The sequence below is a fragment of the Clostridioides sp. ES-S-0005-03 genome (assembly GCF_020658455.1).
In the GTDB taxonomy this organism is placed as follows: Bacteria; Bacillota; Clostridia; order Peptostreptococcales; family Peptostreptococcaceae; genus Clostridioides.
The window spans coordinates 214106-235171 of sequence record NZ_JACVWI010000003.1 but is presented as its reverse complement, the minus strand read 5'-3'; the positions used below and the strand labels follow the sequence as shown (position 1 = coordinate 235171).

The following is a 21066-nucleotide window of genomic DNA, read 5'->3' as shown; positions in this document are numbered from 1 at the left end:
ACATTAGTTGTTAATTTGATCTTAAGTTAGCATTCAATTTTTTGCTTAATTCACTTAATATCTTATCATGCACCTTAGCTACTTCTTCATCTGTTAGAGTTTTATCTTTACTTCTATAAGTTATTGAATATGCAATTGATTTATATCCAGCTTCTATTTGAGAACCTTTGTAAACATCAAATAATTTGTAGCTTTCTACTAATCCTTGACCATTTTCCTTTATTATATCTTCTATTTGTTTTACAAATACATCATCCTTAACAATAAGAGCTATATCTCTAGATGTAGATGGATATTTTGGTAATGGTACATAATTCTTTGTTCTATCAGAATTATCAAATACAAAATCAATATCTATTTCAGCAACATAAACTCTTTGCCCTAGATTGTAGTTTTCTATAACATCTGGATGCAATTCACCTAATGTACCTACATATTTATTATTATACACTATTTTAGCACATCTACCAGGGTGGAAGGTAGTATTATTATCTTGAGGTTCAATTTCATAATCTTTAAATCCTACATTTACAAGTACAGTTTCTATAGCTCCCTTTAATGCAAAGAAATCTACATCTTTACCATACATACCTACACACATTCTATTTGCTTCCATAGGAAGTTCTGAATCTTGTGGTGTGAATATATGTCCACACTCAAATGCTGATACTTCTTCTATCTTATGAGATATATTAGTTGATAAAACATCTAACATATTTGGTATTAAAGTAGTTCTCATTACAGAAGTTTCTTCTCCTAATGGGTTCATCAACTTAACAAAGTTTCTCTTTATATTACCTTCTGGTACTCTTATCTTGTCAACTCCCTTAGGGCTTACAAATGAATATGTTAATATTTCATTTAATCCTACAGCAGTTGAATTATTTTTTAGCGCTTCCATGAATTTTTGTTTTGGAGTTTTAACCCCTGCAGTTGTATTTCCTTCTAATTGTACAGAAGGTATATTTTCAAATCCATAAATTCTAGCTATTTCTTCCCATACATCAGCTTCTTGCTCCATATCTGTTCTGAAACTTGGTACATCTACTTCTAGCTTATCATCAGCAATTAAATTGCATTTAAATTCTAATGATTCTAAAATTCCTACAAATTGTTCCATTGGTACATCTACACCTAAAAGATGGTTGATTCTTTGAGGATTTACTACTAATTTTTTAGGTTCTGGTTTATTTGGATATACATCAACAGTTCCTTTTAATACTTTTCCAGCACCTAACATTTCAACAAGTTGTACAGCTCTATTTGCTGCTATTTCTGCAAGATTAGGGTCTAAGGCTTTTTCATTTCTTGAAGATGCTTCTGACCTAATTCCCACTTTTTTAGCTGTCATTCTTATGTTTTCTGGCTTGAAATTGGCACTTTCGAAAAGTACAGTCTTTGTCTTGTCAGTTATTTCTGAGTTTGCACCACCCATTACACCAGCTAGACCAAGTGATTTTTCTCCATTTGTTATAACTAACATATCTTTGTCTAATGTTCTTTCAACATCATCTAGTGTTACAAGCTTTTCTCCATCTTTAGCAGTTCTTACTACTATTCTTCCTGTTTCTACTTGATTTATATCAAAAGCATGAAGTGGTTGACCAAGCTCTAACATTACAAAGTTTGTTATATCAACTATGTTACTTATAGGTCTTACACCTGCTTCTGTAAGTCTTCTTTGCATCCAGTATGGAGAAGGTTCTATTTTTACATCAGTTACCATTCTAGCAACATATCTTCTACATAAATCTGGATTATCTATCTCAACTTTGAAGTCTATTTCCTCGTCACTTTCTTTTACTTCTATTTCAGGATATTTTACTTTTGTTCCTATAGTTGCAGCCGCTTCTCTAGCTATCCCCATCATACATTTGCAGTCAGGTCTGTTTGAAGTTAATTCAAAATCTATTAAAGCATCATTCAATCCTAATACATCTTTTACATCTTTTCCTAATTCATAAGAGTCTTCGTGGTCTAAAATATATATACCACCTCTTTTGTATTCTTCAATATAATGTTCATCTATACCTAATTCAGCTGCTGAACACATCATACCATCTGATAATTCACCTCTGAAGTCAGTTTGTTTAATTTCAACTCCTCCAGGTAATTTAGAACCATTTACAGCTACTGGAATATAATCTCCTTCTGATATATTTGTAGCTCCTGTAACTATTTGAACAACTTTATCTCCAACATCTACTTTAGTTACAACTAACTTATCAGCATTTGGATGTTGTTTTATTTCTAAAATCTTTCCAACTAATATATTTTCTACTTCTTCACCATAATAATCTATTGTTTCAACTTTAGTTCCTGTCATTGTCATTTTATCAGCGAACTCTTTTACATCCATGTCTATATCGACATAGTCTCTAAGCCATTTTAAAGATACTAACATCTACACACCCTCCTAATTAAAATTGATTTAAGAATCTCATATCATTTTCGAATAATAATCTAATATCATCTATTTCATATTTAAGCATTGCAAGTCTTTCAACCCCAACTCCAAATGCAAATCCACTGTAAACTTCTGGGTCTATTCCGCAATTTCTAAGTACATTTGGATGAACCATACCTGAACCTAATATTTCTATCCAACCTTCATACTTACACATTGGGCAACCTTTACCACCACATTTGAAACAAGTAACATCAACCTCTGCACTTGGTTCTGTAAATGGGAAGTTATGAGGTCTAAACTTAGTTTTGATATCAGAACCAAACAATTTTTCAACGAAGATATCCATAGTTCCTTTAAATTCTGCCATAGTAACATCTTTTCCAACAACAAGTCCTTCTATTTGATGGAACATTGGTGAATGTGTCGCATCTGGTGAATCAAATCTAAAGCATCTACCTGGTGCTATTACTTTAATTGGTAACTCTTGGCTTCTCATAGATCTTACTTGAACTGGAGACGTTTGAGTTCTAAGTAATACACCATCATTGATATAGAATGTATCACTCATATCTCTTGATGGATGGTCTTTAGGAGCATTTAATGCATCAAAGTTATTTTCAACTGTTTCAACTTCTGGACCTTCTGCTATAGAGAATCCCATTCCTATAAATATATCTGTTACTTCATCTATAATTTGAGTTATTGGATGTTTCTTTCCAACTTTCAATACTTTTCCAGGTTGAGTAACATCTATTACTTCTTCTCTTAACTTTCTTTCTTTTTCAATAGCATTTATTTCTTCTTTTTTAGAATTTATGCTAAGTTCAATATTCTCTCTTACATCATTGGCAACTTTTCCAACTACTGGTCTTTCTTCAGCAGATAATTTACCCATCTCTTTAAGTATGGCAGTTATCTCACCTTTTTTTCCTAAATACTTAACTCTTAAACTTTCTACATTTTCTATGCTTTGTGCCTCTTTTATTTCAGCTAAAGCTGCTTCACGTAAAGCAAGTAATTTTTCTTGCACACATATCACCCTTTCGTTTTTTTGTATAAAAAAAGCCCCTCAATCCCTGTCTAGGGACGAAAGGCTATAGTTTCGCGGTACCACCCTAGTAGTTTAACAATCTAAAAATCATCAAACCACCTCTAACAAACTTAACGCGTTTTTCACGTCAAAGCCTACTATCAAATTTCAGCTTTGTTACTCTAGAGGGAACTTCTCCTGACCTCTTAGAAAACACTCCCAGCCTAGGTGTTTATCTCTTTACTAAGTTTAATCAAAATACTTTCCTCTTTCATTGCATTTACAATATTATATTGTTTATTTTAGTATTATATCATTTATATCTACATTTTGTGATTATCTATATGATTATTTTATTGTGACTATTTTAAAATACAATCATATAATATTTTTATCAATCATGCTTAAAATATATTGACTATTTTTGATACTCTACTATTTAATTCAAGATTATAACACGACATTATATTTATTACAATACATTAAATTAAGTATTTTTTTATTTCATACATCAATATAGCAGAACTTATTGCTGCATTTAACGACTCAGCTTTGCCATATATAGGTATTTTAACCAAAATATCAGATTCTGATACAAGCTCTTCATTTATCCCATTTGCTTCGTTTCCTATCACCAAAGCTACTTTTGAACCGTAGTCTATTTTGTCATAAAAATTATCTGTATTTAAATAACTTGAAACTATATTAAATCCTTGTGATTTAAGTATATCCACAGTTTCATCTTGTATGGCATTGATTATATTCATATCGAAAATAGAGCCCATAGTTGACCTAATTACTTTTGGATTGTATATATCGACGCATCCCTTTAGTGCTATTATTGCATCTACTCCAGCAGAGTCAGCAGTCCTTATTATTGTTCCCATATTTCCCGGGTCTTGTATTCTGTCTAAAATTAATACAAACTTATCTTTTTCATTTATACTTTCTTTTAAATTTTTTTCCTTAAATGAAACTACACCTATTATACCTTGAGTATTTTCTGTGTCTACAAGTTCCTTAAAGTTTTTATTAGTAGTCTTATATATATTTGTGTTTTTTTTATCTAAGTTTTCTAATAATTCCATGTGTTCCTTTTTATTTTCAAAATCCTCATTGATAAATACATAATCAAGATTTGCATTACATTCAAGTGCAAGCACTACTATTCTGTACCCTTCTATTATGAACTTTGATTCTTTTGTTCTATTTTTTGACTTTAATAATGCTTTAGTATATTTTAATCTTTCATTATCCTTACTGCTTATAGTTGTAATCATTTTATATAAATGCTAACTTGATATTAGCACAACCTCCTTATCATTCTTTATCCTACTTCTAAAATCTTTATTTCTATTAAAATTCTATTCTCGATTGAAACTCTATTCTCGATTAAAATAAAAATAGTATCATATAACTATTCATAATTATATAATACTATCTACTTTCATTGCAATCAAATATATCTTAAATAATAAACTATCTTCTTCTAATTATACCCTTATTTCCAGATGTAATAGCTGTTATGCTAGTGTTTTGACCAATTATAACCAATATACTTCCAGCTGTAAGTTCCTCATCAGGAGAAGGTGTCACATTTATATTTTTACCAGTCTTGATGGCAAGCACAGTTATCTCATATCTAGCTCTAAGCTCAAGTTCTACAAGTGTTTTACCAACCCAACCATTTGGAGTTACGATTTCAACAATTGAATATTCTGGGTCAAGTTCAATATGGTCTAATATATTGTCAGAAACTAAATTATGTGCAACTCTTACTCCCATATCTCTTTCTGGAAATACAACTCTATCTGCACCAATCTTATAAAGAACTTTGGCTTGCAATTCATCTTTTGCCTTACATATTATTAACTCTACACCCATTTCTTTGGCTATAAGAGTCGCCATTATAGATGCTCTTATATCAGAACCTATTGCAACTACTGCTACATCAAAGTTACCTAAACCCAATGATCTTAATGCTTGTTCCTCAGTAACATCCACTATAAGTGAATGAGTTACTTTATCAGATATACTTTGAACTGAATCTTCATTTTTGTCTATTGCCATTACTTGATGTCCTAAAAGATGCATAGTAGATGCAACTGAACTTCCGAATCTCCCACATCCAATGACTATATATTGCTTCATCTCGAAACTTCCTCCCTAATACACAATTTGTATAATATCTATTAAATTAACTTTTATATAGATAAATTAATTTTAATATTTTTATTTTATTAATCATAGCTAAATTTATTTGCTAGATTATTTCTATCATTAATTGATTTATTTAATTGATTATATCAAATTCATTTTCCTAGATTATATATCATTATTAATAGATTTATCTAATAAATGGTACTCTAACCAACCATAATCTTGCCTTCTGCGTATCTAACTGGCTGACTCTTTCTTCTACCTCCAGAAAGTATAGCCATAAATAAAGTAAGAGAACCAACTCTCCCCATAAACATAAAGATTATTATTATAACCTTACCTAAAGCATTTAGATTTGCACTTCCAGCTAAACTTGAACCAACTGTAGCTAGTGCTGATGTAACCTCAAATGCTGATTGAACTAGTGTAAACTTAGGTTGAGTTATTGAAATAATCAAAGTTCCAAAAATAACTGCGGATATACTAATTACAAATATCCCTAGAGATTTTTTTATAGTTGTTGGAGCCAGTCTTCTCTCAAAAGTTTCTATATCAGATTTTCCTGATAAAAAACTTCTAACTGTAATTATTAAAACTGCTAATGTTGTTGTTTTGATACCTCCACCAGTAGATGCAGGTGATGCTCCAATAAACATCAAAATTATCATTATAAATATACTACTTTCTTGTAAAGTAGCTAAATCAAGTGTATTAAAACCAGCAGTTCTTGCTGTTACTGATTGAAATATCGCTGATAATATTTTCCCTTTTACAGGTAAATCTGCCATAGTGGCCTTTTGGTTAAACTCTATAAGAAAAATAAATATTGCACCTACTAAAATAAGTATTGCAGTTGAAAATAAAACAACTTTAGAATGCACATTTAATTTTGAAAATCTTCTTTTTCTTACAATATCAAGAACAACTGGAAATCCTAATCCACCTAACACTATAAGTGCACAAATAGTCATTGATACTATAAAATTGTTTACATAAGAATTTAGCGATGTAAATGGCCCACTTACACTACCCATTAAGTCAAATCCGGCATTACAAAACCCTGATATTGCGTGAAATACGCTATACCATATCCCTCTAGATAAACCAAATTGTGGAATAAAGACAGTTGATAAGACTAGTGCTCCTATTCCCTCTATGGTTATAGTTATTATTAATACAAACCTTGTAAGTTTTACTAGCCCTGATAAGTCTGCTTGGTTTAATGATTCTTGTATCAATAATCTTTCTCTTAGTTGTATTTTTTTTCGTGCCATAAGTGAAAACATTGTAGCTACGGTCATAAATCCAAGACCACCAATTTGTATCAATGTTATTATTACTATCTGTCCAAATAAACTCCAATAAGTTGCTGTATCTACCATAACTAGACCAGTAACACAAACCGCTGAAGTAGCTGTAAATAGAGCATTTAATAAACCTATACTCTCTCTACTCTGTGACGATATCGGGAGTGTTAACAATATTGCTCCAATTAAAATAGTTGCTGCAAACCCAGATACTATTATTTGAGTAGGTCGCATTCCATCTGCGTAGAGAATAAGTCTTCTAACTATTGTTTTCAACTTTCTTTATACCTCCTTAACATAAAATCATTACTGTTAAGACCTTTAATTTGTTTATTTTTAGAGTTTTCCTCTAAATTATTACTCTATTATAGTATAAATATTGTATAAAGACAATGATATGAATTTTTATAAATTTTGTTTAGAATATTGCAAATTTTTATATATGTCTTTTAATTTCAATTACATCAAAAATTTCTATATTTTTTGCATATAATAAGTCTAATAGTAGAATAGTTTTTCGTATTTTATACTTAAAATTTATTTATCATTTTACCAATACAATTTTCATATATTTTCTTGAAGTTAAATTTTTATATTATCTATAATCTTGTCCATATTTTTATATTAAATTTTCTTAATATGCATTTTTTATATTTAATATAGTAAAATAACTAATAACTATATCCATGATTGGAGGATTTCTATGATTAAATCCAAGAAAAGATTATTTATTTCTCTAATTTTAATTGTAATTTTTATTATATTTGCATTATACATAAAAAATTATACTAATGATTCAAAAAAAGATTCAATTAGAGGAACTATTCCTTTTGAAAAAATGGAATATAAGCGTCCTGACATAAAGTCAGTATGCGAAAATATTAACACATATAACGATAAACTTTTAACATGTAAAAATGCCAAAGAGCAATTGAACGTATTTAGTAATGTCGATAAGATTTACCAAGACTTTTATAGTACACTTACTATAGCAAAACTTAGAAATAATATTGATTCATCAGATGAATTTTACTCTAAAGAATACAAATACCTTATGAGTAAATCTGTGGATGTCGATATGGCATACAAAGATTTTCAGGATACATTTGTAAATTCTAAGTTTTCTAAAGAACTAAAAAAAGAAATTGGAAAAGATGGATTTAATTATTTAAAAAACATTGGAAAGCTTAATTCAGAAGAAGTAGAAAACCTACTTAAAAAAGAGCAAGACTTAGTTGTTAAATATGAAGACTTATTATCTAAGTCTACTGTATCAGTAGATGGAATGGAAATAGACTTTGAAGAAGCTATGTCAAAACCCAATCTCACTTATGAAGAATATGTAAAAATCTATTCAGATTACTTAAAAAAATACAACCCTATATTTGGTAATATTTTTTTAGAACTTGTACAGACGAGAACTGAAATAGCAACTAAGCTAGGCTTTAAGAATTATACAGATTATGCTTATTTAAATTTAAATAAAGATTACTCCCAAGAGGATGCAAGAAAATTTAGAAGTGAAGTAAAAGAGTACATAGTTCCATTATATAGGAAAGTTACATCACAACCTTCTGACTCTTCTATTTATATTAAGGCATATAAGAATCGTTCATTTAGAAAATTTGATAAAGTACTTGAAGATATATCTCCAAAATTAAAAGAGTGTTTTAACTATATGAAAAAGTATGACTTATACGATTATTCCTCTGGGAAAAACAAATCACCTGGAGGTTATACTACTTATATAACCAAGTACAAAGCACCCTTTTTATTTAATACATGGGACAATTCTTTTTTAGGTGTTACTAGCTTTGCTCATGAGTTTGGTCATTTTTTTAATTACTACAACAGTATTAACTCAAATAATACAATACAGCCAAGTATTGATATATGCGAAGTTCATTCAACATCTTTAGAAATTTTATTTTACAAGTATTTTGATGAATTCTTTGGAAAACAATCTGAAGCAATAAAAAAAGAACACTTATCGATTGTTTTAAACACAATTATTGATGCTTGTCTTTACGATGAGTTTCAAGAAATTATATATAAAAACCCATATATGAGCTTAAATGATATAAATAAACTATTTTTTGATTTAGAAGAAGAATATGGAGTATCTAATAAGATACTTAAAGATAAAAATGCTCCATTTTGGATACTTGTATCTCATAATTTCCAAGTTCCTTTTTACTATTTAAGTTATGGTCTTGCATCTGATGTATCTCTTCAAATATGGGAGTTATCACAAGGTGACTATAGAAAAGCTGTTGATGTATATATGGATTTTTTAAATCAAAATACAGATGCAGGATTTAAAGATGTAGTAGAAAAAGTTAATCTACAATCTCCTTTTGAAAGCGGAAACTTGGAGGAAATAAGCTCAGCTTTATACGATTATTTTGGTATAGAGAACCCTCTTGAATTAGAAAATGCTTCTTAGTATTTAATAACTTATGATATATCTAATAAATATTTATTAATACTTATTAACTCATGTTATGTCTAGTACGTACTTATTAATACTTATTAACTTATGTTATATCTAGTAAATATTTTCCATACTTAGTAACATATAATAAAACCGTCAGAAATTTTATAAACCTTTACCTTTATTACTTCTGGCGGTTTCATATGTTTGACTGATTAGATTAATATTTAATAACACTTGCACCAATAGTTATAAGTTTCATTTCACATCATCTCATTTGATAATATTATCTATTAAAATATCAATAAATTTATCTCTCTGATGTTTAACTTTTATATTTGTACCACTATATAATTGAAATGAGTCTGGTGATAAAGCCTCCATTTGTATAGGTAAAATAATTTGTAAGGCAATAGTTCTTAAACTCATTTCGTCTTTTTCGTCCCCAAATATATTACGAAGCATAGAAATGATAGCAAGTTGTGCCTGCATATTTCCATTGATTATACATTGATTCAATATAAAAGATAGTACCTTATCATAACCTACCTCCAAAACATTTACATTTTTCGTTCTAAACATGTTCAGTATAATATTTTTTTATTATTTGTCAATATATAATTTTTAGTTGACTCTACCACTATGATATGGTTTATATTGATATTGAGCTCAAAAATAACACCTTTATAAAGGAGATGTAAATATGTTTAAGATAGGCGATTTTTCAAAACTTAGTAAAATTAGTATTCGCATGCTACGTCACTATGATGAAATTGGACTTTTAACACCAACTCATATAAATAAAGTTAATGGTTATAGATACTACAGTGCAAATCAACTTTCCACTACAAATAGAATCCATGCCTTAAAAGATATGGGGTTCAGCTTATCTTCTATCAAAGAAATTTTGACGGAATACAATGATAGAGAAAGCTTGATAAGTTATTTAAATATTCACTATTCTCAAGTAAGAGAACATCTAGAAGACACGCAAAAAAAACTATTAAAAATAGAAACTACTATAGAGAGAATTGGAAGGATTGATATTATGAAAAATTATGATGTAACTATAAAAGACTTTGCTCCAAAATATATGATGACTTTAAGAAAAACTATACCTACTTATCAAGATGAAGGAATGCTATGGCATCAATTATTCTCAGAAACAAAAGGGCATAATGTACAAGTTGATGTTCCTAACTATTCTAAAGCAGTCTTTTATGATGTTGGGTATAAAGAAAATTATGTTGATGTTGAAATACAACTTGCTGTATCTGGAAATTATAAAGATACTGAAAATGTTAAGTTTAGAACTGTTCCAAGTGTAACTGCTGCAACTGCTATTGTAAAAGGAAACTTCAATCAACTTACAGATGCTTGTGAAGCTATTGGTAATTGGATATCTGACAATAACTATGATGTAGACGGCCCTATGTTTAATATTTATCATATAGGACCTGGTCAAGACAGTAATTCTGATAATTGGGTAACAGAAGTATGCTTTCCAGTTAGAAAAAAATAAGTTTCAATGATGTTTTATTTATATAATATTTGTATTCTAGCTCTTGTTGTACTTCTTTATAAGTCTTTTAAACATAGATTCATACTTTAAGTACTACTTTTGAATAAACATCCCAATTAATGACTAAGAAATTGCTATAACCATCAATTACAATCGGCTTTAGATTCTTTAGGTTTTTCAAACTTTGCTAGAATGTCTGACAAGCTTCCTAACTAATAGGAACTTGTTGGACCTCACATTTTATTTCTTTACTGAGTATAAATATCCTTTGCTAAACTTACAACCTAGGGAATAATATTTATTTTTATTCTAATCTCTTATTTTCCAGACATCGAACTACTAATAGAAAAAGTATATTTTTTCATAGCATTGTTAACTACTCTATTGAAAGTATCATATTCACATTCTCACCTTCTGGATAATCACCTTGACCCCATTTATCGAAGTATTTCCCATAATACTCTTTAGGATTAAAACAATCACTTACCACAAAACCACATTTTTCATAGGCCTTTATAGCACGAGAATTTTTAATCCATGGTCGAATAATAAATGTGCCTACCTCATAGTCTCTAGTCAAGCTGTCAATTAACAACTTCATAGCTTTTGAACCAATCCCCTTCCCAGTATATTTCATTGAACGCAACCACATATCTAGCTCCATATTAGGTATCTTACCATCATTGTATGCATGAGAAATGGTACCCACAATTTGATTATCATATTCTATAAGCAAGTATTTATTAAGACCAGGATTACTACTAAAAAAGTAAGATTCTTCATCATGAATGTCAGACCAGTCAAAATCCTCTTTATTGTCAAACATTGACTTCCATATCTCATCTTCCTCAAATGCCATATCATATATTAGTTTTCTATCATAATCTTCAGCATAAAAAAGTTTTATTTTATCTCTCATTACATATAAATCTCGCTTCATAAAAATCACTACCTTCATATAAACAATATTATAAATTAAATAGCTGTCTCTCTATTCTGATACAAAATTATTAATTTCGCTTTGCAATTTACTTAAGAACATTTTAGTTGCCTTAGAAAAAACCTGATACTTTTTCCAGACAATATTTAAGTGTGCTTCTAATCTCGGTTCTAAAGGTCTAAAACAAAGATTGCTATTACCTGTTGTATTGATTAGCTTATCCAAGCAAAGAGCATACCCAACCCCTTCATCTACCATAAGAGAAGCATTGTAGACAAGATTATAAGTTGCCACTATATTAAATGCTTGAAAATCTTGCCCAGACCAACCAGAAATTACATTTTGAACCAATGTTTGACGTGAAGTTAAGATAGGAATTTCCTTCAAATCATCTGGACATACCGTTTTCTTTTGAGCAAGCTCACAATCTTTTTTCATAAGCAATCCCCATACATCATTAACAGGAAGTTTGATATAATCATACTTTTCCATGTTGGCAGGTTCGATTAAAATTCCAAAATCTAAAAGCCCTTTATCTAGTCTTTCCGTTACATCATCAGCATTTCCACTAAATAGATGATAACGGATATGAGGGTATTCTTTCTTCAATTCTTTCGCAGTTTTGGCAATAAAACGCATAGCATCTGTTTCTCCCCCACCAATATAAACATTTCCTCGTATATCATCACAATCATTGTTAAAATCTGAAGTAGTTTTATCTGTTAAGTCAATTATTTCCTGTGCACGTTTACGTAAAAATAAGCCATCCTCTGTAAGTGTGATTTTTCTGTTACCACGCAAAAACAACTTTTTCCCAAGTTCATCTTCAAGTTCCATAAGTTGTTTTGAAAGCGTAGGTTGTGTCACATTAAGTGATTGAGCTGCACTTGTAATACTTTCCTCTTTTGCAACTGCCAAGAAATATCTCAATACTCTAAGTTCCATTATCTATACCTCCTATTTATAGTGTACTTTTCCCTACTATGCCTGTCAACTATGGGAAGGCATTCTTTATAAGTATTTGCTATTATATTGTTTCGTTAATATAATAAACGTATAGAAACTATGATATAAATTTTAATAAAAACAATAACATAAAAAGGAGAAAAAAATATGAATTTTAATATGTATATACCAACTCGTTTTATCTTTGGAAATGGACGCTTAGATGAATTACATCAACAAAAACTACCTGGAAAGAAAGCCTTGCTTGTTATTTCAAGTGGAAAATCAACTAAAGAAAATGGTGCACTTGCCCGAACAGAAAAACAGTTAAAAATGGCAGGAGTAGAATTTGTGTTATTCAATGAAATAGACGCAAATCCTAATAAAAATTCTGTCATGAAGGGGGCTTTCTGTGCTCGTAAAACAGAATGCGATTTTATCATTGCCTTAGGTGGTGGAAGTGTCATGGACGCTTCAAAGGCAATTGCAATGATGGTGACAAATGATGGTGACTTATGGGATTATGTAAATGGAGGTACTGGAAAGGCTCAACCATTACAAAGTGAACCACTACCAGTTGTTTGTATTACAACCACTGCTGGAACAGGTAGTGAAGCTGACCAATGGGGAGTTGTTACAAATGAAGAAACCCATGAGAAAATTGGTGTTGGTGGTTATGACTCTTTATTCCCTGTTTTGTCCATAATTGACCCAGAATTAATGAAATCTGTACCACCTGAATTTACTGCTTATCAAGGATTTGATACTTTATTCCATGCCGTGGAAAGCTATATATCTTCTTTTTCCAGTGTTATGAGCGATATGTATGCTTTAACTGCTATCGAAAATGTAGGTAACTATCTTGCACATGCAGTAAAAAATGGTAATGATATGAAAGCAAGAGAACACATGGCTTTTGCAAATACAATTGCAGGAATTGTCATGACAATCAGTGTCACTACAGCACAGCATTCTTTAGAACAAGCTATGTCTGGTTATTACCCAAGACTTCCTCATGGTGCAGGTTTGATTATGATTTCTAAAGCTTTCTTTGGATTTTTTATAGAAAAACATGCTTGTGATGAACGCTTTGTACGCATGGCACAGGCATTGGGAATGAAAGATGCTAACAAAGCAGAAGATTTTATTACAGCTCTTAGCAAATTACAAGAAGCTTGTGGGGTTGCAGATTTAAAAATGTCCGATTATGGAATTACACCAGGAGATTTTAATCTAATAGCAAAAAGTGCACGAGAAACAATGGGAGGTTTATTTGCAGCAAATCCTTGTGAAATGACACATGAGGATTGTGTAGAAGTATTGAAAAAATCTTACAGTTAATCAGAAAGGATGTGCAAAATGAACTTGAACTTAAATACATTTTTAGAACACCTTAATCAAGGACTTACTGTTGTTGGAGGTTCAAAGTTACATCAGTTTATGAGTGAACTTAGCAATGAAGCCATGAAAATTACATCTAAATTAAACAATCATTATCATGAGCCGGAAGAAATTAGAACATTATTTTCAGAGTTAATTGGAAAACAGGTAGATGAAACATTTAACATGTTCCCTCCATTTTATACTGACTGTGGAAAAAATATAACAATAGGTAGAAATGTTTTTATAAATTCAGGATGTCGATTTCAAGACCAAGGTGGTATTACTATAGGAGACAATTCGTTAATTGGTCATAATGTAGTATTGGCAACTTTGAATCATGATTTTGCTCCAAGCAAACGAAGCACTATGCACCCAAAACCTATTAAAATAGGGAAAAGTGTCTGGGTTGGTGCTAATGTCACAATAACTCCTGGTGTAATAGTAGGAGATGGGGCAATTATAGCAGCTGGAGCTGTTGTAACAAAAGATGTGACACCTAATACATTGGTGGGAGGTGTACCAGCAAAGTTTATAAAAAAAATTGAGGAGGAATAAATAAATGAACAAAAAAGTCTTAATTATATCTACAAGCTTTCGCAAAGACGGAAATTCTGAAATGTTAGCAGATATGTTTTTAAAAGGAGCAAAAGAATCAGGAAATATTGTTGAAAAAATCTGTTTGTATGATAAAACTATTCACTTTTGTAAAGGATGTCTTGCTTGTCAGAATACAAAAACAGGACATTGTATAATGCAAGATGATGCCGATATGATTGTACAAAAGATGATGACTGCTGATGTAATTGTTTTTTCAACTCCAATCTATTTTTATGAAATGAGTGGACAGATGAAAACATTACTTGATCGTTCTAATCCACTATTTCCCTTAGAGTATTCTTTTAGAGATATTTATCTTCTAGCAACTGCTGCTGATAAAGAGGAACATGCAATGGATGGTGCAGTGAAAGGATTGCAGGGCTGGATTGATTGTTTTGAAAATGCAACACTTAAAGATGTTTTGCACGGTACAGGTGCAGATGAATATGCTTCTATCTCTGCTTTACCTAATCTATTAAGTAAAGCATATCAAATGGGAAAGGTAGTATAATCATATGAAGCAATATAATCATATAAAAAAGATTATAACCCTCATGTTAACTGCACTCTGTAGCTTTGCACTATTAGGTTGTACAAATATTCCAGCCTCAAAACAAACAGTAAAACAAGAACCTAAAAATAATACTTTGACTGCAACTCCTATTTCTTATAAAGAAAAAGAAGTAATAACACCAACTGAAAATAAACCAATTAAAAATAACATTATAACTGCCAATCTTAAAATTGGAGATAAAGACTTTGTATTGAAACTTTATAATAATTCTTCTGTACAGGCATTAATAAAAAAAATGCCACTTACAATAGATATGAAGGATTTAAATAAAAACGAAAAATACAATTACTTTATAAAAGATTTGCCATCAAATGCAGAATCTGTAAAAAATATTAAAACTGGTGATTTTATGCTCTACGGCTCTGATTGTTTGGTTCTATTTTATAAAGATTTTCAAACCTCATATAACTACACTAAACTGGGGTATATTGAAGATACCAGTAAACTTGCTGAAATATTAGGAAGTGGAAACATACAAATAGTACTTAGTATTATTGATTAAAATAATAGTGTCATCATGGCAAATGCATCTACTATGATGACACTATTAAACCAAACGTTCTCTAACTTACAATTCTATTTTTTCCATTATTTTTAGCTATGTAAAGTTTTGTATCAGCTCCTTTTACTATCTTCTCCATAGTCATATTTTCAACATACTCCTCTACACCACCGCTGACTGTAATTTTGTCCACTAAATCAAATAATTTTTTGTCACTAGAAACATGTATGCGAATACGCTCTGCTACCTCAACCGCTTTAGATTTAGTAAAGCTAGGCATTACCACTATAAACTCTTCTCCTCCATATCTTGAAACAATTCCATCATTTCCAACCTCTTCAATTAAAATCTCACTAAATCGAATTAATACATTATTTCCACATAGATGACCATATTTATCATTTATTTTTTTAAAATCATCTATATCAAATAACACAATGGACATAATTCTTTCTTCCAATGGCTTTTTTAATATATCGGACATATATTGTATTAAATATCTTCTATTATACAACTTTGTCAAATCATCTATAATTGCCTGCCTTTCAAGTCTTTGGTTCAATTTATATACTTTATCACGCTCATGAGAATACTCTTGTAAAACCACAATCATTACTATACATAAAAACAATGAAACTATAATAAAATTACTTATCGTATCTGATGCACGAGATTCACCTATAGACACAATTAAGTTTGGGTAATTAAATGCCAAAAATATACATATACTATACACAAGTGTAGATACAAATATCATAACTATTCTCTTAAGACCATCAAGAGTCAATGATATAACACATATTCCCAACAAGAAATAAAACATCATACCACTATCCACTCCACCACTTATAAAAAAGAGTACTGGAAATAAGAATATATTAAGCCCTATATTAATTACTAGACACCCTCTATCAATATCTTGTGTTTTAAGAGAATAGATTGCCAATATTGACATGATACAAAAACAAGAAAAACTTCCCCATACAGATATACTAGGAAGATTACTAAAAAGAGCTGCAACAAAGGCTAAAAAGGAACAAACAACTCCAGCAAAACAAAAAAGATAAAAAAGTCTTTCTTGTAAGTTTAATTTTTTATTGAAATACTTCTCCATATAATCTTTAATAGACTGTTGTATAGATGCCAAATATTTAATCTCCTCCTTTATTAAGATATTTTAATTTAATTATACTTATAATATTATATCATATAATAAGTATGTTTAAATAATAGCTTGTATATCCAATATATGGAATTAAATTTATCTAATAAGTATATAATAATAAAAGTATGTAGAAAAATATTAAAAGTAAAACTTATAAAAAATAACAGACAATTACATGTATAAAATAACAAAGCAAAGCACTCATATTATATTAAAGTGCCTTGCTTTGTTTATATATTCTATAAAAATTTATAACCTATAATTTTTATTCCAACTCAAATGCCCCTGTATAAAGACTATAATAAACCCCTTTTTCATTTATTAATTCATTATGAGTACCTTTTTCTATTATACGTCCCTGTTCAAGAACTATAATTGCATCTGAGTTTCTAACAGTAGACAATCTATGTGCTATTACAAAAACAGTTCTACCCTTCATAAGATTATCCATACCTTGCTGTACCAGTGTTTCTGTACGTGTATCAATGGAAGATGTCGCTTCATCAAGAATCATTACTGGGGGATTTGCAACTGCTGCACGGGCAATTGAAATTAATTGTCGTTGACCTTGTGAAAGACTCGCACCATTTTGTGCCAATATAGTCTGATATCCATTTGGCAATCTAGTAATAAAATCATGTGCATTTGACAATTTAGCGGCCTCAATGCATTCATTGTCTGTAGAATCCATTTTACCATATCGGATATTATCCATAATTGTTCCTGTAAATAAGTTGACATCTTGCAAGACAATCCCCAAGGAATGACGTAAATCTGTCTTTTTAATTTTATTGATATTTATACCATCATATCTAATTTTTCCATCTGCTAAATCATAAAAACGATTAATCAAGTTTGTGATGGTAGTTTTTCCAGCTCCAGTTGCACCGACAAATGCTATTTTTTCTCCTGCTGTTGCTTCCAAAACTATGTTGTGTAATACTAATTTCTTTTCTGTATATCCAAAATCCACATCAAAGAACTGAATATCCCCTTTTAAAGGTGTATATGTTATTGTACCATCATGATGAGGATGTTTCCATGCCCATATTCCTGTATTATCAGTTGTTTCGATTATTTTATCATTATTGAATCTAGCATGTACTAATGTAACATATCCAGCATCTTGCTCAGGTTCTTCGTCAATCAACTCAAATATACGTTCTGCTCCTGCCAGTGCCATAGCCATCATACTAATTTGTTGTGCAATCTGTGAGACAGGCATACAAAATGTTTTCGACAAACTCAAGAAAGCTACAATCATTCCAACTGTAATAGAGCCTACATTATGTAATGCCATAAGTCCTCCAAAAAGGGCAATTAACACATATTGAAGATTACCAAGTTGCATAATAGTTGGCATAAGTATATTACCATATTTATTTGCTTGTGTAGAATCTAAGCATAAATCTTTATTCTTTTTATCAAATTGTTGTTTTGCATCTTCTTCATGGCAGAATACCTTAATGACTTTTTGACCATTTATCATTTCTTCAATATATCCTGTAATATTTCCTAATGTCTCTTGTTGCTTTATAAAATACTTTGCACTTGCTCCACCAATTTGTTTAGTAACTATACTCATGATGACTGTAACTACTAAAACTAAAAGTGTCAAAGGTACATTGCTTACAAGCATAGAAATTAATATAACAACTACTGTAATAATAGCCGAAATAAATTGTGGCAATGCTTGTGAAATAAACTGACGCAATGTATCTGTATCATTTGTATAATGACTCATAATATCTCCATGTGTATGAGTATCAAAATAACGAATGGGAAGTTTTTGCATATGTACAAACATGTCATCTCTAATTTCTTTCAAGGTTCCTTGAGAAACCTTTACCATAATTCGATTATATAGAAATGTTGCGACAACCCCTAAGATATAAATACATGCCATTATAATAATTGTATATAATAAACCACTAAAAGATGGATTATCTTCAAGTAAAAGTGGAGTGATATAGTCATCAATCAATGTTTGTAGAAACAAAGAACTTATGACAATAGTACAAGAACTAAAAAGAATACATATAACAACCATACTAAACAAAATTTTATGTCGCCCTACAATATAAGATAACAGTCGTTTCCATACGCTAAATACTTTTGCTTCCATTACTTGTCATCTCCCTTCGTTTGTGAATCATAGATTTCCCTATAAATTACATTTGTTTTTAGCAATTCCTCATGTGTACCATACCCATTGATTTTACCGCCTTCCATAACGATAATATAATCAGCATCTTCTACTGAGGAAATACGCTGTGCAATAATAATTTTTGTAGTCTCTGGTATTTCTTCACTGAATGACTTTCTAATCATTGAATCAGTTTTTGTATCTACTGCACTTGTAGAGTCATCAAGTATTAAAATTTTTGGTTTTTTTAGCAAGGCTCTTGCAATACATAGTCTTTGCTTTTGACCACCAGAAACATTTGTACCTCCCTGTTCAATATATGTGTCGTATTTATCTGGAAATGTTTCAATAAAAGAATTTGCCTGTGCCAATTTACAAGCATGTATCATTTCTTCTTCACTAGCATATTTGTTTCCCCAAAGTAGATTTTCTTTAATTGTTCCAGAAAATAGCTCATTTTTTTGAAGAACCATTGCTACTTCATTACGAAGTGTAAATAAATCATAGTCTTTTACATTTACGCCTCCTATTGTAATTTTTCCCTCTGTCACATCATAAAGACGTGGTATTAATTGAACCAGTGAACTCTTTCCACTTCCAGTTCCACCTATAATCCCCAATGTTGAACCAGTTTCTATATGAAATGAAATATTTTTTAGACATTCTTTTTCTTTATCATCTACATAACTGAAACATACATTATCAAAACTTATTTCTCCATTTTCCATATGATATACAGGAGTATCACAATTTTTTAATGAACTTTCTTCATCTACTATTTCTATAATTCGTTCAGATGAAGCTCTTGCCATATTAATCATAACCATAACCATAGATAACATCATAAGGCAATTAAGAATATTCATGGCATATGTAATTAAGCTGGAAAGTTCTCCTGTAGTCATTGTAGTTGCGTTGCTTGAAACTATCATTTTTGAACCAAGCCAACAAAGTAGCAGTGTACAGCAATACATAGCAAACTGCATTAATGGCATATTATAAGCAACAATTCCTTCAGCTTTTCCAAATGTCTTGTATATTTTCTCTGAAACATTCTTAAATTTCTTGATTTCAAATTTTTCTCTTACAAAAGATTTAACTACTCGTATACCTGTGAGATTCTCTTGCACAACTCCATTTAAGTCATCATAAATATTAAACACTCTTTCAAAATATGGATGGGAGCGACTTACAATTAAATATAAACCAACTCCAAGAATCGGTATTGCAATTAAAAATATAAAGGATAAACTCGTATTAACCATAAATGCAGCAACCAATGAAAACACAAGCATAAGTGGAGCACGTACAGCCACACGAATAATCATCATATAAGCATTTTGAACATTTGTAACATCTGTAGTTAATCTTGTGACAATACTGGAAGTTGAAAACTTATCAATATTAGCAAAAGAATATCCCTGTATTTTGTAATACATATCCTTCCTTAAATTTTGTGCAAACCCAGCAGATGCAGTAGCACAAAAACTTCCAGACAGTATTCCAAAACATAACCCTAAGAATACACAAACAATCAAAATCGTACCAAGTCGCACTAGGGTCTGTGTATTGTTTCCACTGATTCCCACATCAATCATTTCTGCCATAATCATAGGAATCAAAATTTCCATTAAGACTTCCAATACAACAAATACTGATGTTAGTATGGAAGTTTTTTTATACTCTTTAATGGAACAAGCTAATTTTTTAATCATATTCTATCTCCTTTTTAACTAATTTTTAAAATGTTGACTTATTCTAAGTTTTATCAGACAACTTCAATTGTCTATAATGTTCTTACCTAACTTTTATTTGTTCTGTATAGAAATGAATATACTCAGATGCCTAACATTTAGAATTTTATCATTATCTGTGTTGAATGAGAATTTCAAAAAACGCAATAACATTAGATAAAATCTAATATTATCTTGAAATTATATCATCTTACAAT

17 protein-coding genes and 1 other annotated feature are annotated in these 21066 nt (G+C 30.2%); of the genes, 6 read left to right on the top strand and 11 right to left on the bottom strand.

Going from position 1 to position 21066, the window contains the following annotated elements; all coding sequences use genetic code 11:
• Nucleotides 1-10: 10 nt before the first annotated feature.
• The 5 genes from pheT to IC218_RS13785 form a co-directional block, all read right to left on the bottom strand.
• On the bottom strand, nt 11-2404 hold the full coding sequence (gene pheT / locus IC218_RS13805; RefSeq protein ID WP_227824718.1) for a phenylalanine--tRNA ligase subunit beta: 2394 nt from the start codon (nt 2402-2404) through the stop codon (nt 11-13).
• A 16-nt stretch (nt 2405-2420) separates the two neighbouring features.
• The gene (gene pheS, locus IC218_RS13800) at nt 2421-3440 is read right to left on the bottom strand and encodes a phenylalanine--tRNA ligase subunit alpha (RefSeq protein ID WP_227433471.1); all 1020 of its coding nucleotides are present in this window, start codon (nt 3438-3440) and stop codon (nt 2421-2423) included.
• A gap of 49 nt (nt 3441-3489) precedes the next feature.
• Nucleotides 3490-3724, bottom strand: a binding site (T-box leader).
• A 198-nt stretch (nt 3725-3922) separates the two neighbouring features.
• Entirely contained in the window at nt 3923-4720 is a 798-nt protein-coding gene (locus IC218_RS13795) for a TrmH family RNA methyltransferase (protein WP_227824717.1), read from the bottom strand.
• Between the two features lie 199 nt (nt 4721-4919).
• A complete protein-coding gene (locus tag IC218_RS13790; protein WP_227433473.1) occupies nt 4920-5591 on the bottom strand; it encodes a potassium channel family protein in 672 nt (223 codons plus the stop codon).
• A gap of 215 nt (nt 5592-5806) precedes the next feature.
• Complete coding sequence (locus IC218_RS13785) at nt 5807-7183, bottom strand: TrkH family potassium uptake protein (RefSeq protein ID WP_227824716.1); 1377 nt, start codon at nt 7181-7183, stop codon at nt 5807-5809.
• 427 nt (nt 7184-7610) lie between these two features.
• Between IC218_RS13785 and IC218_RS13780 the strand changes: the two genes are divergently transcribed.
• Nucleotides 7611-9353 carry a peptidase M3 gene (locus IC218_RS13780; protein WP_227824715.1) on the top strand — a complete coding sequence of 581 codons (1743 nt, stop codon included), beginning with the start codon at nt 7611-7613 and terminating at the stop codon, nt 9351-9353.
• Nucleotides 9354-9614: 261 nt separating this feature from the next.
• Here the strand turns inward: IC218_RS13780 and IC218_RS13775 are convergent, their stop codons facing one another.
• The gene (locus IC218_RS13775; RefSeq protein WP_227483015.1) at nt 9615-9923 is read right to left on the bottom strand and encodes a hypothetical protein; all 309 of its coding nucleotides are present in this window, start codon (nt 9921-9923) and stop codon (nt 9615-9617) included.
• 121 nt (nt 9924-10044) lie between these two features.
• Here IC218_RS13775 and IC218_RS13770 point away from each other — a divergent pair, with 121 nt between their 5' ends.
• Entirely contained in the window at nt 10045-10863 is an 819-nt protein-coding gene (locus IC218_RS13770; RefSeq protein WP_227824714.1) for a MerR family transcriptional regulator, read from the top strand.
• Between the two features lie 376 nt (nt 10864-11239).
• Here the strand turns inward: IC218_RS13770 and IC218_RS13765 are convergent, their stop codons facing one another.
• Together IC218_RS13765 and IC218_RS13760 are read right to left on the bottom strand one after the other, a co-directional pair.
• Nucleotides 11240-11803 carry a GNAT family N-acetyltransferase gene (locus tag IC218_RS13765; protein ID WP_227824713.1) on the bottom strand — a complete coding sequence of 188 codons (564 nt, stop codon included), beginning with the start codon at nt 11801-11803 and terminating at the stop codon, nt 11240-11242.
• 51 nt (nt 11804-11854) lie between these two features.
• On the bottom strand, nt 11855-12748 hold the full coding sequence (locus tag IC218_RS13760) for a LysR family transcriptional regulator (RefSeq protein WP_227433479.1): 894 nt from the start codon (nt 12746-12748) through the stop codon (nt 11855-11857).
• 168 nt (nt 12749-12916) lie between these two features.
• On the opposite strand from IC218_RS13760, the gene IC218_RS13755 reads away from it, so the two are divergent.
• Genes IC218_RS13755 through IC218_RS13740 form a run of 4 tightly spaced genes read left to right on the top strand, consistent with a single transcriptional unit; the run spans nt 12917 to nt 15804 of the window.
• Nucleotides 12917-14089, top strand: coding sequence for an iron-containing alcohol dehydrogenase (locus tag IC218_RS13755; protein ID WP_227824712.1), 1173 nt, complete (start codon nt 12917-12919; stop codon nt 14087-14089).
• 24 nt (nt 14090-14113) lie between these two features.
• The gene (locus IC218_RS13750) at nt 14114-14686 is read left to right on the top strand and encodes a DapH/DapD/GlmU-related protein (protein ID WP_227824794.1); all 573 of its coding nucleotides are present in this window, start codon (nt 14114-14116) and stop codon (nt 14684-14686) included.
• Nucleotides 14687-14690: 4 nt separating this feature from the next.
• Nucleotides 14691-15239, top strand: coding sequence for a flavodoxin family protein (locus IC218_RS13745; RefSeq protein ID WP_227824711.1), 549 nt, complete (start codon nt 14691-14693; stop codon nt 15237-15239).
• Between the two features lie 4 nt (nt 15240-15243).
• A complete protein-coding gene (locus tag IC218_RS13740; protein WP_227824710.1) occupies nt 15244-15804 on the top strand; it encodes a cyclophilin-like fold protein in 561 nt (186 codons plus the stop codon).
• A gap of 61 nt (nt 15805-15865) precedes the next feature.
• On the opposite strand, the gene IC218_RS13735 is transcribed toward IC218_RS13740, so the two are convergent.
• The 3 genes from IC218_RS13735 to IC218_RS13725 all read right to left on the bottom strand — a co-directional run bounded on the left by IC218_RS13735 (nt 15866) and on the right by IC218_RS13725 (nt 20830).
• Nucleotides 15866-16951, bottom strand: coding sequence for a GGDEF domain-containing protein (locus IC218_RS13735; protein WP_227824709.1), 1086 nt, complete (start codon nt 16949-16951; stop codon nt 15866-15868).
• Between the two features lie 283 nt (nt 16952-17234).
• Nucleotides 17235-19094 carry an ABC transporter ATP-binding protein gene (locus IC218_RS13730; RefSeq protein ID WP_227824708.1) on the bottom strand — a complete coding sequence of 620 codons (1860 nt, stop codon included), beginning with the start codon at nt 19092-19094 and terminating at the stop codon, nt 17235-17237.
• Nucleotides 19094-20830 carry an ABC transporter ATP-binding protein gene (locus tag IC218_RS13725; RefSeq protein ID WP_227824707.1) on the bottom strand — a complete coding sequence of 579 codons (1737 nt, stop codon included), beginning with the start codon at nt 20828-20830 and terminating at the stop codon, nt 19094-19096. Before IC218_RS13725 ends, IC218_RS13730 begins: the two co-directional genes overlap by 1 nt.
• Nucleotides 20831-21066: the final 236 nt, after the last annotated feature.